Source organism: Parafrankia sp. Ea1.12 (genome assembly GCF_900465275.1).
Classification (GTDB): Bacteria; Actinomycetota; Actinomycetes; order Frankiales; family Frankiaceae; genus Parafrankia; species Parafrankia soli.
In genome coordinates this window covers 1-13,477 of sequence record NZ_UBIZ01000182.1, presented here as the reverse complement: position 1 = coordinate 13,477, position 13,477 = coordinate 1, and the positions used below count along the sequence as shown (strand labels likewise).

Annotated in this window: 12 protein-coding genes; 7 read left to right on the top strand and 5 right to left on the bottom strand. The window is 72.2% G+C overall.

The features are described 5' to 3' along the window. From FMEAI12_RS05745 to FMEAI12_RS05735, 3 genes are all read left to right on the top strand, one after another. A partial coding sequence (locus tag FMEAI12_RS05745; protein WP_235013737.1) for a metal ABC transporter permease occupies positions 1-663 on the top strand: 663 nt, incomplete at its 5' end. Positions 664-725: 62 nt separating this feature from the next. Then, positions 726-1,940 carry a pyridoxal phosphate-dependent aminotransferase gene (locus tag FMEAI12_RS05740; RefSeq protein ID WP_112105245.1) on the top strand — a complete coding sequence of 405 codons (1,215 nt, stop codon included), beginning with the start codon at positions 726-728 and terminating at the stop codon, positions 1,938-1,940. A 334-nt stretch (positions 1,941-2,274) separates the two neighbouring features. Then, the gene (locus FMEAI12_RS05735; protein WP_235013738.1) at positions 2,275-4,182 is read left to right on the top strand and encodes a glycosyltransferase family 39 protein; all 1,908 of its coding nucleotides are present in this window, start codon (positions 2,275-2,277) and stop codon (positions 4,180-4,182) included. 55 nt (positions 4,183-4,237) lie between these two features. Here the strand turns inward: FMEAI12_RS05735 and FMEAI12_RS05730 are convergent, their stop codons facing one another. Both FMEAI12_RS05730 and FMEAI12_RS05725 read right to left on the bottom strand, forming a co-directional pair. Next, entirely contained in the window at positions 4,238-4,939 is a 702-nt protein-coding gene (locus tag FMEAI12_RS05730; protein ID WP_112105244.1) for a hypothetical protein, read from the bottom strand. Between the two features lie 234 nt (positions 4,940-5,173). After that, positions 5,174-5,575: an SCO5389 family protein gene (locus FMEAI12_RS05725; protein WP_020464637.1), complete on the bottom strand. Its 402-nt coding sequence runs from the start codon at positions 5,573-5,575 to the stop codon at positions 5,174-5,176. Between the two features lie 203 nt (positions 5,576-5,778). On the opposite strand from FMEAI12_RS05725, the gene FMEAI12_RS05720 reads away from it, so the two are divergent. Next, the gene (locus FMEAI12_RS05720; protein ID WP_112105248.1) at positions 5,779-6,306 is read left to right on the top strand and encodes a Fur family transcriptional regulator; all 528 of its coding nucleotides are present in this window, start codon (positions 5,779-5,781) and stop codon (positions 6,304-6,306) included. A 211-nt stretch (positions 6,307-6,517) separates the two neighbouring features. On the opposite strand, the gene FMEAI12_RS05715 is transcribed toward FMEAI12_RS05720, so the two are convergent. The 3 genes from FMEAI12_RS05715 to FMEAI12_RS05705 form a co-directional block, all read right to left on the bottom strand. Further along, positions 6,518-7,477, bottom strand: coding sequence for a hypothetical protein (locus tag FMEAI12_RS05715; protein WP_020464639.1), 960 nt, complete (start codon positions 7,475-7,477; stop codon positions 6,518-6,520). 332 nt (positions 7,478-7,809) lie between these two features. Then, positions 7,810-9,105 (bottom strand): CapA family protein, encoded by a 1,296-nt coding sequence (locus FMEAI12_RS05710; RefSeq protein WP_112105243.1) that lies wholly within the window; start codon positions 9,103-9,105, stop codon positions 7,810-7,812. A gap of 456 nt (positions 9,106-9,561) precedes the next feature. After that, positions 9,562-10,509 (bottom strand): LLM class F420-dependent oxidoreductase, encoded by a 948-nt coding sequence (locus FMEAI12_RS05705; RefSeq protein ID WP_112105247.1) that lies wholly within the window; start codon positions 10,507-10,509, stop codon positions 9,562-9,564. Positions 10,510-10,731: 222 nt separating this feature from the next. Here FMEAI12_RS05705 and FMEAI12_RS05700 point away from each other — a divergent pair, with 222 nt between their 5' ends. From FMEAI12_RS05700 to FMEAI12_RS05690, 3 genes are all read left to right on the top strand, one after another. Next, the gene (locus FMEAI12_RS05700; protein WP_071064963.1) at positions 10,732-11,811 is read left to right on the top strand and encodes a thiamine pyrophosphate-dependent enzyme; all 1,080 of its coding nucleotides are present in this window, start codon (positions 10,732-10,734) and stop codon (positions 11,809-11,811) included. Between the two features lie 155 nt (positions 11,812-11,966). Beyond that, complete coding sequence (locus FMEAI12_RS05695) at positions 11,967-13,004, top strand: alpha-ketoacid dehydrogenase subunit beta (RefSeq protein ID WP_200835197.1); 1,038 nt, start codon at positions 11,967-11,969, stop codon at positions 13,002-13,004. Between the two features lie 11 nt (positions 13,005-13,015). Then, the coding region (locus tag FMEAI12_RS05690; protein ID WP_304598616.1) for a biotin/lipoyl-containing protein at positions 13,016-13,477 on the top strand (462 nt) is incomplete at its 3' end.

Below are 13,477 nucleotides of genomic sequence, written 5' to 3'. Positions count from 1 at the left end.
ACCGCGATCGCGGCCAGGTCGGCCGCGCCCATCGCCCGCGGTGACGTGCTCTGGGTCACGACGACACTGCTGAGCACCGTGACCGGCGTCGTCCTCTCCGGCGGGTTCGCGCTCGGCGTCGCGCTGATGTCCGCCCGCGACGGGTCGAACCGTGATCTGAGCGCCTTCCTGGTGGGCTCCGTGCTGACAGTCCAGGAGAGCGATCTGGTCGTCAGCGGTGTGACGGCCGTCGTGGTGCTCGCCGCGCTCGTGGCGCTGCGCAAGGAGCTGCTGCTCGGGGCGTTCGACCCCACCGCGCTCACCGCGGCCGGGTACCCGTCCAGATGGCTCGGGCTCGTCCTGCTGCTGCTCGTGGAGGCCGCGGTCGTCACCTCGCTGCCCGCGGTGGGCACGATCATGGCCGTCGCGTTGGTCGTCGGGCCGGCCGCCACCGCCCGGCTGTGGTGCTCGCGCACGTCGACGATGACCGCGGTCTCGATCGCGGTGGCCGTGGTCTGCGGTGTGGTCGGGCTCGCCGTCAGCGAGCAGTGGGACGTCGCCGCCGGCGGGGCGATCGTGCTGACCCTCGCCACGGCCCTCGTTCTCTCCCTCGCCCTGGCGCCCCGGGGCGGGCTGTCCGGAGCGCCGGCGGCGCGGATCGCCGCGGCCACCCACCGCGGGTGAGCCCACGCCCACGGCACACGAGGGCAGGAAATCCAGTCGACACGGCATCTACCCTGGGCACTATGGAGTTCGCCCAGTCCGACAAGCTCGCCGACGTCTGCTACGACGTCCGAGGTCCCATCCTCGACGAGGCGACCCGGCTGGAGGCCGCAGGCCAGCGCATCCTGAAGCTGAACATCGGCAACCCCGCCCCGTTCGGCTTCTCCGCGCCGCCTTCGGTGCTCGCCGCCGTGGTCGAGAACCTCGCGGCAGCACAGGGCTACAGCGACTCCAAGGGCCTGCTCCCCGCCCGTGAGGCCGTCGTGCGCTACACGGCCGGCAAGGGAATGACCAGCGTCACGCCCGACGACGTCTACCTCGGCAACGGCGTCTCCGAGCTGATCATGATGTCGCTGCAGGCGCTGCTGAACAACGGTGACGAGGTACTCCTCCCCGCCCCCGACTACCCGCTGTGGACGGCGGTGGTCAGCCTCACCGGCGGGCGGCCCGTGCACTACCTGTGCGACGAGTCCGCGGGCTGGAATCCCGACCTCGACGACATCATCCGCAAGATCACCCCACGTACCCGCGCCATCGTGATCATCAACCCGAACAACCCGACCGGGGCCGTCTACGACCGGCCGGTGCTCGAGGAGCTCATCGAGGTCGCCCGCCGGCACAACCTGATGCTGTTCTCCGACGAGATCTACGACCGCATCCTCTACGACGGCGCGGAGCACCACTCGCCCGCGGCGCTCGCCCCCGACCTGTTCTGCGTGACGTTCAACGGGCTGTCGAAGGCCTACCGGTTGGCGGGCTTCCGCTCCGGGTGGATGACCCTCTCCGGGCCCCGCCAGCACGCGTCGAGCTACATCGAGGGCCTGAACATCCTGGCGAACATGCGCCTGTGCGCGAACGTGCCCGGCCAGTTCGCGCTCCAGGCCGCGCTCGCCGAGGGCAGCGGCGCCGGCGATCTCGTCCTGCCCGGCGGCCGGCTGCTCGAGCAGCGCGACACGGTGGTGAAGCTGCTCAACGACATCCCCGGGGTGTCGTGTGTGCCCCCGCGCGGCGCGCTGTACGCGTTCCCCCGCATCGATCCCGAGGTCTACCCGATCGACGACGACGAGAGCTTCGTGCTCGACCTGCTGCGGGCCGAGCGGATCCTGCTGGTGCAGGGCACCGGGTTCAACTGGCCGCGGCCCGACCATGTCCGGCTGGTGACCCTGCCGTGCGTCGACGACCTGACCGACGCAGTCGGTCGGATCGACCGGTTCCTGACCGCCTACGCTCGGACCTGAGTGCCTCGTCCGGATTTGCCGGGCGGCGCCGCACAGGCGATGTCCACAAGGGACGGGTGTCCTGTGGACAGAACCTGTGGACAACCGGGTGGAGGACACGCGTGTGCTGGCCGAGCCGGCCGGTGGAACCGACCAGCCAGCCGGCCGAACCGCCCACGAGCTGGACATCCCGCCGCTCCGGGGCGGCGGCGTGACCCGCGGCGACGGAGCGGTTCAGGCCGACCCGGCGGTCCAGGCCAGCGGGGCGGTCCAGGCCGTCGCGGTGATCAGCGGCGGCGTGGCGGGGCCTGCGCCGGACACACGTGAAACAACCGGGTCGCGAGGCGCGGTGGACATGCTGGCGGTGGTCGTAGTCAGCCTGCTGGCGGTCGCGGTCCAGGCGGTGCTGTGGGAACGCTTCCGCCAGCCGCTCTGGTACGACGAGCTGTGGCGCCCGCACTTCGTCGCCGAGCCGCCGGGGACCTTCTGGTCGGAGCTGTCAGTGGCGAACACGCCGTCCGCGATCGGCTCGATGGGTCTGCTCCGGGTGTGCGGCGACGTGTTCGGGTGGCATGCCTGGGCCCTGCGGCTACCCTCCGCCGTTCCCCTCGTCGCGCTCGCCGCGGGCACCTGGCTCCTGGCCCGCCGGCTGACCGGACGCACAGCGGCGTTCACGGCGGCGCTGACGGTCACGCTCGGCGGCACCGTCGTGGACCTCGCGTCCCAGGTCAAGCCGTACACCCTCGACGCGACCTGCGCGCTGGCCGTGGTCATGCTCTGGATGCGCGCCGCTTCCACCACCCGCGCGCTGCTGTGGAGCCGGTTCGCCGTCGGCGTCCTCGCACTGTTCTCCCTGCCCGCGGTCTTCCTCATCGTCCCGCTGACCGTCGTGGACGTCGCCCGGCCGCTGCCCGGCCCCTATGGCTGGGCTGGCCGCCGCACGGCCGCCCGCCCAGCTGCTCGCAGGGCCTTCCGTCCGACCGTTCGCGCGGCCGTTCGCGCCGCGCTGTGCGACGCCCCCGCCGCCGTGATCGCGGGGCTGCACGCGGCGCTGTTCGTGTTGCACCAGTCCGGCCAGCGGGCGAGCACGTTCTGGGACGACCACTTCCTGGCCGGGCGCGGACTGCCCGACGGGATCCGTTTCATCGCCGACCAGCTCGCGGCGACCGCGGCCGGCGCGCCCCCGGGCATCGACCGCTATGACCCGAACCTGGTTCACCCGCTGACCGACTCGTCCGACCCGGCAGTGATCGTGCTTGGCTGTGCCGTCGCGATCACGTTCCTGGCCGGAGTGGTCACGCTCGCCCGACGCCCGGATGGCCGGGTGCTGCTGGTCGCGACCGGCGGCGCCGAGCTGATGGTGCTGGCGGCGAGCGCCGGGCGGTACTGGCCGTTCGGCGCCGTGCGGACGAACGTCTTCCTCGTCCCGCTGCTCACCGTGGTCGCGGCCGCCGGAGCCGCCGCGCTGGCCCGCACAGCCCGCGTCGCGTGGGCGGGAGCCGGGGTCGCCGGCCGCCCCGGGGACGGTCCTTCCGGTGGCGATCCCGCCGGCGGTCGCGCGGCCGGCGGTCGCGCGGCCGGCTGGCGGCGCACGGCGGCGGGCCTGCTGGCAGCGGTGACGGCGGTGACCGTCCTCGCCGCAGCCGCGGTGCCCGCCGCCGCGGTCAGCGCCCTGCACCCACTGTGGGAGGAACGCGGCGACCGCCGTCCGATCGACCTGATGGTGGACGCGACCGTCACCGCCCGCCGGCTCCACCGGCCCGGCGACCTGGTCGTCGTAGGCGGCCGGCTCGCCCGCGCGGGTTGGCTGTACGGGATGGAGGTAAGCCAGGACGGCGCCTCCGACGACCGGACACCCGGCCAGGACGCAGCCGGCCAAAGTACGGCCGGCCAGGACGCACCCGCCGCGAACACAGCCGGGCAGGGCCCGACCCGTCAGGATGCGCCCGGTCAGGAACGTCCCGGCGGGCCGGGCGCGGATGTGGTGACCGGGCCGGTGGGACCACGGGTGCCGCGCTCCTCGACCGTGTTCCTGACCGCGATCGGAGATGGCGGCGTCGGGCGGGCACTCACCCGGCGCGCCCCGGGCCCGGAGGGGCGGGTGCTGCTGTTCGTCCTCGCCTACGACCGCCGGGGCACGGGCCACGCGCTCGACGAGGCACGGGCCGTGGGCTGGTGCCCCGCCTGGACACACGACTTCGAGCTCACCGGCACGCTGCGCGTCCTCACCCCGTGCGGGCACCGAGCCGACAACGCAGGCTGAGCACACCCACCGAGCCCCGACCCGCCCGGCCGGGCGGGTCCGCACGGCGGAGGTCTCACCCGGACGCGCTCGTGTCCTCCGGATCGCCGCTGCCGTCCGTCCCACCCGTGGCGTCTGTGTCGCCGGTACCGCCCGTGCCATCGGTGGCTGCCGACCCACCCGTGCCTCCCGAGCCGTCGGTGGCGGCCGGTGGGGTCGGCCCGGCATGGGCCATGGGAAGGCCGACGCGGGTGGCCAGCGCGTCCCAGTCGCGGTCGCCGTCGGCCAGCGCCGCCCGGACCTGTGCCTGTAGCTGCGCGGCGGGGATCTGCGTGCCGTCGAAGAGCTGGGCGCAGGTGCGCGCGGCAGCCTCGTAGTGCCCGGCGCCGCTGGTGAAGAGCCGCTGCGCCTCCTGGTCCGGCCCGGGTGTGAGCCCGCCCGCCTGCTGTCCCTCCGCCGCCAGTTGGATGCACAGTGGACGCAGTGAGGCGCCGTCCTGGGCGTCGAGGAAGGCGCGCGCGGACGCGACGCTGGTGGCGATACTGCCGCGCATCCCCTGGGTGGACGTGTACCAGGAGGCCAGCGGGCCCTGATCGACTTCTACTCCCACCGGCGTCGTCGCCGTGGAGCCCTCGTCGAAGCCCGATCCGGCGGTCAGGACGCACCCGACGACCAGCACGACCGCGCCGAGCACCGCGGCACCTGTCGCCGCCGGGGTCAGGGGCGGCTCGGCGATCCGCCACGACTCCCCCCGCAGCCAGGCCGGACGTCCTGCCACCCACCACCCCCGGATTGCCCGCCACCGTATTACCGCGAGCAAAGGGTACGGGACGGACATTCCGCCGCCTCAAATGACCTCAGTGCTGGTCACCGGGCCGACCTGAGGGCAACCGACAGCAGCGAGGGCACAACGCGACAAGACGGCCGGGCCGGCCGGGTGAGTTCCCGGGGCGGGCGCCCGCGAGGGGCCCCGGGGCGGGGCGAACGCCCGCGCCTGGCTTGGGAATGTGGCCTAGCAGTCGACGAATTCGGGCTGCTGATTGAGTACCTGTGCCCGCGGTGAGACGAACGCCTGGTACTGCGCGCGCCCGACGGCCTCGGGGGCGAAGGCCGCGACCCGGTGGCAGTTCTGGAACGCCAGCGCGACACCGAAGTGCCGTTCGAGCGCCGACCGGATGGACGTGCTGGCCATCGCACGCAGCAGCTGCCCGCGCGCGGCCTCGTCCGGCGGGGGCACCTGGTTGTCGGCGAAATCCCGGCCCGCGGGGCCGGCGTCGGGCAGGGCCGTGACCAGCTCCTCGACCAGCCGGTAGGCGTACGGGAGCGAGGTGCGCACGCACGCGACGAAGTCCTCGTCGGTCATCCGGCCTTCGCCCGCGGCCTCGACCAGCTCGGGCGTGACGGTCAGTGACATCTGGAACCTCCAGGGAAGTACACGGATTGGCGACAGTCGGCGCCTACTACGTCACACACCGTCGCACGAAATGAAAACCGATGTCAACACCGTTCCCATGACGAGAACTGAGGAGATCGCGCGCCCTCCAGACAGGCCGGGTAGATGAGAGAGTGGATGTCGTGGCGAGTGTGGAAGGCGAGCGGGTGAGCTCCCCGCGCGGCATGTCAGCGGCCTCCGACCGGGCGGCAGGCGGCGCAGGCGCTGGCTCCGGTGACCGCCCGAACGGAGCGGTGTCCCGCCCGGGTCGCGGCCGCGGCACCTCCGTCCGGGCCACCCGGCAGGGCGACGCGGTCTCCTCCGCGCTCGCGGCGACGAACGCCTTCACCAGCGCGCAGGACCTGCACGCCCGGCTACGCCAGGAGGGCCAGTCCGTCGGTCTGACGACCGTCTACCGTCACCTGCAGGTGCTGGCCGACCGCGGCGAGGTGGACGTCCTGCGCCGGGATGACGGCGAGACCGTGTACCGGCGGTGCACCACGGACGGTCACCACCACCATCTCGTGTGCCGCCACTGCGGCCACACGGTGGAGATCGCCGGCCCCGAGATCGAGGCCTGGACGTCCTCCGTGGCCAGCGCGGAGGGCTTCACCGACGTCGTACACACCGTCGAGATCTACGGAACGTGCGCCCGGTGCGCCGCCTCACGCAACAGCGGCAACAGCCCCGGCCGCCCCCGCGACGGCGGCTGAGCGAAACGCGCGGAAACGAACGCGCGAAAACGACTGAACGAACGCCTGCGAAAGCGGTTGGAGAAATGTAAAACGGCCGGGACAGCCAAGCCGTCCCGGCCGCTGGCCGGTGCCGCCGTTCTACGTACGTCACAGGTCCCGCCGCCCGGCGATGTGTGGCGACTGGATGAGTCCTGGCTGTCGCTCAACCGCCGCAGTTACTCGGCACCGTTCAGTGGCAGACGCTGCCCTCGTGGCCGAACCCGGGCCGGGAGAGGTCGATGTCGAGCGCGTTGCCCCGACCGCTGATCGGCTTCAGGTCAATGACGCATTCGCGGCCGGTCGCGGTGTCCGTGACGGTGATGCGCTGCGCGCCGGCGTACAGCGCGCCGCTGCTCCAGTTCGCCGCCCCCGAGCTCGTGAAGACGGCGAAGGACGAGATCGGGTACCCGGTCGACGAACGGGCGTCACCGCCGAAGATGAGGAACTTCACCCGGTCACGGGCCGGTGTCTGCCCACCGTCGGTGAGCCGGCCGCCGACCTGCGCCGTACCCGGATCATTGAGCGTCGTCAGTTTGATGCGGCCGACGTGCGCGGAGTACGTCCAGCCGTTGGCGCGATGGTCGAAGACGTCGATGTAGAAACGCGAGTGGACGAACTCTGCGTCCCGGTCGACCTGCGGGTAGAACTCGAACGAAAGCCCGGCCGTGCGGCGGCCCCAACCGGTGTTCAGCGTGCCGCCCTTGACCAGGTCAGGCTGGCTGTCGCCCATGAAGTACCCGTTGGGGAAGACAAGCCCCTTGCCCGTGGCGAAACGCGTGTACGTCGCGTAGCTGCCCCGTTCCTGGCAGGCGTTGACGAAGGTGTCGCCGGTACCGGTGGTCCGGTTGTAGTTCTGGCACGGCAGGTAGGGCTGCTGCGTCGAGCCGAGAACCAGGTCGACGCCGATGGCCCCGGAGATGGGCACCGGGCCGCCGTTCTGGTCCGTGAGGCCCTCGAACGGGACGGCCGCCCCGTTGCCCCGGGTGGAGTCGCCGGCGTACTGGGTGGTGTCGGCGGCCCACGCGGGCGACGGCCCCCCGACCACCACCAGTCCGCTCCCGGCGAGAAAGACGAAGGCGACGAGTATCTTGCGGCCGACGCCGGCGGCCAGTCCGCGGCGGCTCGACCTCTTGCGCAGGGTACGCGACACGACACTCCCGGATCGACAAAGGGTTGGACGGAGCACCAAGGACAGGCGTCGATTTCGCGACGCGTCTTCTCGACAGAAGACCGGCGTCACGCGTCACCAAAAGAAGGAAAGGACGGGAAGGAATTTCCGAGGCACCGCGATGTGGCGATGGGAGCACCACTCGTGCCGGCTTTTGTCACGGCTTCCTGCGAGCCAAGGTACAGCAGGTTGAAGCCCCCGGCGGCGAACGCCGGGGGACAATTACCTGAACGGGCGGACGGGCATCCGTCGACACCTGCCCGGGAGTGCCGTTTACCGGGGGGCGGTACCGGTGACCGACCCGGGGGTGCCGTCTACCAGGGGGCCGTGCCGGAGAGGTCCGTGCAGTCGCGCAGGCTGTTCCAGCCGGTCAGGGCCTGGCTGGCGGCGGCGCCCGTCAGCGGGCGCGGGACCCCGTCGACGATCCGGCCGGGTACCCAGTTGGCCGTGGTGACCGCCCGGCCCTGGAAGGTCAGTTCGAGCACGCCGGTCTCGGTGTTCGGGCCGCCGCCCGAAGCGTAGAAGACGAAGTTGCCCAGGCCGTAGCCGACGTACACGCCGTCGTGGTTCCACCCGGCGCCCTGCAGGACATGCGCGTGCCCACCGACCAGCGCGTCCGCGCCCGCGGCGACCAGCGGCGCGACCAGGCCGGTCTGCGTGTCGCTCGGGCAGGCCTCGCGCTCGACCCCCCAGTGCAGGTAGACGATCACGGTGTCCATGGTCGGCCGCACCTCGCGGATCGCCGCGGCCAGCCGCTCGACCTTCTTCGCCGAGGCGAGCCCGGGTTTGCCGGGCCCGGCGGTCCACGCGGAGACCAGCTCGTCGTCGAGAACCTGCGTCGCACCGAAGATCGCTATTCGCTGGCCGTTCACGGTGGTCACGTAGGGGGTGTAGGCCGCCGAGTCGTCCGCGCCGATACCGACGGTCGGAAAATCGGCCTCTCGGGCGCTGCGCAGCGAGTCCGCGAGACCTTCGACCCCGTAGTCCATTCCGTGGTTGTTCGCCATGTTCACCACGTCGATACCGGCGGCGCGCATGGCGGTGAATGCGGCGGGCGGTGCACGGAATACGAACTCCTTGGTGGCCGGCGTGCCGCCGGTCGTGACAGCGGTCTCCAGATTGACAATGGCCAGGTCCGCCGCGGACAGGGTCTGTGCCATGGGCCCCACCGCGGTCTTGGGATCAGCCGCCAGCTGCTGCCCGGGCGCGCCTTCGAAATGGACGTCCCCACCAAAGGCGATGCGGACCGGGTTTCCGGTCGGCCGCCGGGGGCCGTTACCCACCGCCCCCTGCCCGGCGGGGGCCGACGATTCGGCGGGCGGAGACGCCTGGGGTGACTGGGATGCGCCTTGCTGGGATGCGGGCTGGCCGTCCCGGCCCTGCCCGGTGCCGCCGAGCGCGGTGAGATTCCCCGAAGGGTCGTCACCGCCGCCCATCAGGCCGAACGTGGCCAGGCCGACGCACACGGCGACCGCGAGGACAGTGCCTCCGGCGACCGCGGCGCCCCAGCTTTCCCGGAATCCGCCGGATCGGCGCGCGGGGCCCGACCGGCGGCCGTGCCGGCGCCTGGAGGTCGGCCCCTGCCGGCCGTCTCCGTCATCCCCGAGCATTCACCCGACCCCCGCCCGCGATAATCATCGAACGAAAGTAACCCTACCGGGAATCTCCGCGACGGCACATCGCCGCTGCGCCGCACGGAACCCACCGATACATACCGGACGCACTCCGGAACCGGGAACGGCGCGAAACACGCGCGCCGCCCCGGAGCGATCGGAAATTCGGCACCAACCGTAATATCGCCGTCCGCGCCACCCCGAGGCAACGAGTCGTATTTGCGACACGGAGCGCGCAGGACCGGGACGGCAGTGGATCCGGCCGGGGGCCGTCCGAGATTGCGACCCACCGAAAAATGTCGCTTACCAGACTAAATACTCAATCAGGTTGAAAAGTGTCGTATCCACGACGGCTGGCCCGAGCACGGCGGGCGACGGCCGCCTCCGAGCGTGCGGGAACCAGCGTGCGGGAACCAGCGTGCGGTAACCTCGGAACGACCCCGGGCAACGGCCTCAGAGCGACAGCAGCGCCGGGGCCAGCTCGCGCCACTGCCGGCGCGGCAGCCCCCTGCGATCGAAGTCCAGGACCTGCACGGCCACCTGGTCCGCGCCCGCGTCCAGGTGCTCCTTGACCCTGCCGAGCAGGACGTCGGCGTCCCCCCACGGAACAATCGTGTCGACCAGCAGGTCGGACCCGGTGCCGGCGAGATCGTCATCGGTGAGGCCGTACCGGCGCAGGTTGTTCGTGTAGTTCGGCAGCCGCAGGTAGGACCCCGTGTGCCGGCGGGCCAGCTCCCGCGCCTCGCTCGCGTCCCGGTGCAGGACGAACGCCTGCTCGGGTATCAGCAGCTTCCCCGGCCCGAGCGCCGCGCGGGCGTCGGCGGTGTGCTCCGGCGGCACGAAGTAGGTGTGCGCGCCGTCCGCGCGCTCGCCTGCCAGGCTGAGCATCTTCGGCCCCAGCGCGGCCAGCACCCGCGGCTGGACTCCCTCCGGCGGGACCGCCCGGTACTGCTCGGCGGCCATCCGGTCCATCTCGTCCAGGTAGGCCCGCATCTGGCCCAGGGGCTTCGCGTAGGTCGCGCCGCGGATGCGCATCAGCTCCGCGTGCGAGACGCCGAGCCCGAGCAGGAATCTCCCCGGGTACGCCTCCGCGAGCGCGAGCTGGCCGGCGGCCATGGTCAGGGGATTGCGCGCGAGGATCTGCGCGATCCCGGTCGCGATCGTCATCCGGGACGTCGCCGCGAGCATCAGGCCGGCGGTGACCAGCACCTCGCGGCCCTTGACCTCGCCTGTCCACAGGGTGGAGTAGCCGAGCTCGTCGAGCTCGGACACCGCCTCGCGCACCGTGGCAGCGTTGGAGAAGTCGAACTGCCCGCTCCAGATGCCGACCTTGCCGAGAATCGCCCCGGCCGGCGGGCGTTCGCCGGGCGGCTCCGAACCCCGCGGGCTCCCGGCGGTCATGGGCGTGCCGGGATGGCCCGCCGAGCTGCTGGCTGCGTCGCTCACTGGGTCGCTCACGGGGTCACCGTATCGGGGGCACCCGACCGCCACCCGCCGCGGCGGGCGTCGCCTGTCGGGGTCCCACCCGGCCCGGCGAACATCGTCCGCCGGGATCTCACCAGGCGCGACGAACATCGCGTTGTCGGGTTGCCGCGGCCGGGACGAGGACTATCGTTTGCCCGTGTGACGGAGCTCGTGCAGCTGCTCACCCCCGACGGCCGCCGCATCGCCTCGGACTCCGGGCAGGAGACCGACTACCAGGCATTCGTGGCCGACGTAACCGACGACGACCTGCTCGGCCTGCTGCGGGACATGATCATCGTCCGGCGTCTCGACGACGAGGGAACAGCGCTGCAGCGCCAGGGTGAGCTGTGCCTGTGGGCCAGCCTGCGCGGCCAGGAGGCGGCGCAGGTCGGCTCCGGTCGCGCGCTCGGCCCATCCGACATGGCCTTCCCCTCCTACCGGGAACACGGTGTGGCCTGGTGTCGGGAGGTCGATCCGCTGCACGTCTTCGGCCTGTTCCGGGGGACGTCGCTCGGCGGTTGGGACCCGGCCGAACACGGGTTCGCTCTCTACGCGATCGTCGTCGGGTCGCAGACCCTGCACGCCGCCGGCTACGCCATGGGCATCACCCGGGACGGCGGCGACGGCGCCGCGATCTCCTACTTCGGGGACGGCGCGTCCAGCGAGGGCGACGTGAGCGAGGCCTTCGGCTGGGCCAGCGTCTTCTCCGCGCCGCTGGTGTTCTTCTGCCAGAACAACCAGTGGGCGATCTCCGAGCCGTACCGGCGGCAGAGCCGGGTGCCGGTCTACCAGCGGGCGCGCGGCTTCGGCTTCCCCAGCGTGCGAGTGGACGGCAACGACGTCCTCGCGACCCTCGCCGTGACCCGGTGGGCGCTGCGGCAGGCCCGATCGGGGGGCGGCCCCGTCCTGGTCGAGGCGCTGACGTACCGGATCAATCCGCACACCACCGCCGACGACCCGTCGCGTTACCGCCCGGCGGACGAGGTGTCCAGCTGGCGGATGCGCGACCCGATCGAGCGGCTGACGATCCATCTGCGGGCCCGCGGCGCGCTGACCGACGAGCGGGAGGCCGGCCTGGCCGCTGAGGCGAACGCCGTGGCGGCGGACCTGCGCGCCCGCTGCCTCGCGCTCCCCGACCCGCCCGAGGCCGCACTGTTCGACCACGTCCAGGTGACGGAGAACAATCTGGTTGCCGCCGAGCGCGCCGCGTTCACGGAACTACGGGGAGCATTGCCTTGACGACCAGCGATACGGCCACGGGGGCGGCGACCGGCCCGATCGGCTCTATCGACGCCATCGACCCGGGTCCGGTCGATCCGGACTCCATCGGTCCGGACTCGATCACTCCGGGCTCGATCGCTCCGGACTCTGTCGCTCCGGACTCTGTCGGTTCCGTGGGCCCGGCGACGGACGGGGAGCCGCCGGCGAGCCCCCGCCAGACCCTGACCCTGGCGAAGGCGCTGAACACGGGCCTGCTCTCGGCCATGGCCGCCGACCCGAAGGTCGTGATCATGGGCGAGGACGTCGGCAAGCTCGGCGGCGTCTTCCGTATCACCGACGGCCTGCAGGCCCGGTTCGGCGAGGACCGCGTCATCGACACCCCACTCGCCGAGTCGGCCATCGTCGGTACCGCCATCGGCCTGGCCATGCGCGGGTTCCGCCCGGTCTGCGAGATCCAGTTCGACGGCTTCGTCTACCCGGCGTTCGACCAGATCGTCAGCCAGCTCGCCAAGCTGCACTACCGCTCGGCCGGACGGATCCGGCTGCCGGTCACGATCCGCATCCCCTACGGCGGCGGGATCGGAGCGGTCGAGCACCACAGCGAGTCACCCGAGGCGTACTTCTGCCACACCGCCGGGCTGCGGGTCGTCACCTGCTCCAGCCCTGCCGACGCGCACCTCATGATCCAGCAGGCGGTGGCCTCGGACGACCCGGTGATCTTCCTGGAGCCCAAGCGCCGTTACTGGGAGAAGGGCGAGGTCGACACCACCCCACTCGCCAGCATGCCGGGGCAGGAGCAGCTCGCGCTGCACACCGCGCGGGTGGTGCGGCCCGGGGCCGACGCCACCCTGGTCGCCTACGGCCCGATGGTCCGCACCTGCCTGGACGCCGCCCAGGTGGCCACCGAGGACGACGACCGCTCGCTCGAGGTGATCGACCTGCGCTCGCTCTCGCCGCTCGACCTCGACCCGGTCGTCGAGTCGGTGCGCCGCACGGGACGTCTCGTGGTGGTGCACGAGGCTCCGTCGAACGTCTCGCTGTCCTCGGAGATCGCGGCCCGGGTCACCGAGCAGGCGTTCTACCACCTGGAGTCGCCGGTGCTGCGGGTCACCGGGTTCGACACCCCGTACCCCCCGGCCCGGCTGGAAGACCACTACCTCCCCGACGTCGACCGGATCCTCGACGCCGTCGACCGATCGTTCGGCTACTGAGGAGATCTCCGGTGACCCATCGACAGTTCCGCCTCCCCGATCTCGGCGAGGGGCTGACCGAGGCGGAGATCGTCCGGTGGCTGGTGGAGGTCGGCGAGACCGTGACGGTCAACCAGCCGCTGGTCGAGGTGGAAACGGCCAAGGCGGTCGTCGAGATCCCGTCCCCGTTCGCGGGTGTGCTCGTCGAACGGCACGGCGAGGCCGGCACCGAGCTCGCCGTGGGCGCGCCGCTGCTGACCATCGACGAGCCGGGCGACGAGCCCGCGACCGGCCCGACGACCGGGTCAGTCACCGGAGCTACCGAAGCCACCGGCCAGGAGACCATGCCGGGGGACGCCACTCGCAACGGCGCGGCATCCCTGCCCGTGTCCCGGACCGGAGAGGCCGCGGACGTCCCAGGGGGGCCCGGCACGGCCGACCTGTCACCGATGGCCGCCGGGCGCACCCCGATGCTGGTGGGGTACGGCCCGCGC

Excerpts from the sequence above, each read along its gene's own strand:
- FMEAI12_RS05740 (WP_112105245.1), top strand. The coding sequence starts at position 726 with ATGGAGTTCGCCCAGTCCGACAAGCTCGCCGACGTCTGCTACGACGTC.
- FMEAI12_RS05735 (WP_235013738.1), top strand. The coding sequence starts at position 2,275 with ATGCTGGCGGTGGTCGTAGTCAGCCTGCTGGCGGTCGCGGTCCAGGCG.
- FMEAI12_RS05725 (WP_020464637.1), bottom strand. The coding sequence starts at position 5,575 with ATGTCACTGACCGTCACGCCCGAGCTGGTCGAGGCCGCGGGCGAAGGC.
- FMEAI12_RS05720 (WP_112105248.1), top strand. The coding sequence starts at position 5,779 with ATGTCAGCGGCCTCCGACCGGGCGGCAGGCGGCGCAGGCGCTGGCTCC.
- FMEAI12_RS05710 (WP_112105243.1), bottom strand. The coding sequence starts at position 9,105 with ATGCTCGGGGATGACGGAGACGGCCGGCAGGGGCCGACCTCCAGGCGC.
- FMEAI12_RS05705 (WP_112105247.1), bottom strand. The coding sequence starts at position 10,509 with ATGACCGCCGGGAGCCCGCGGGGTTCGGAGCCGCCCGGCGAACGCCCG.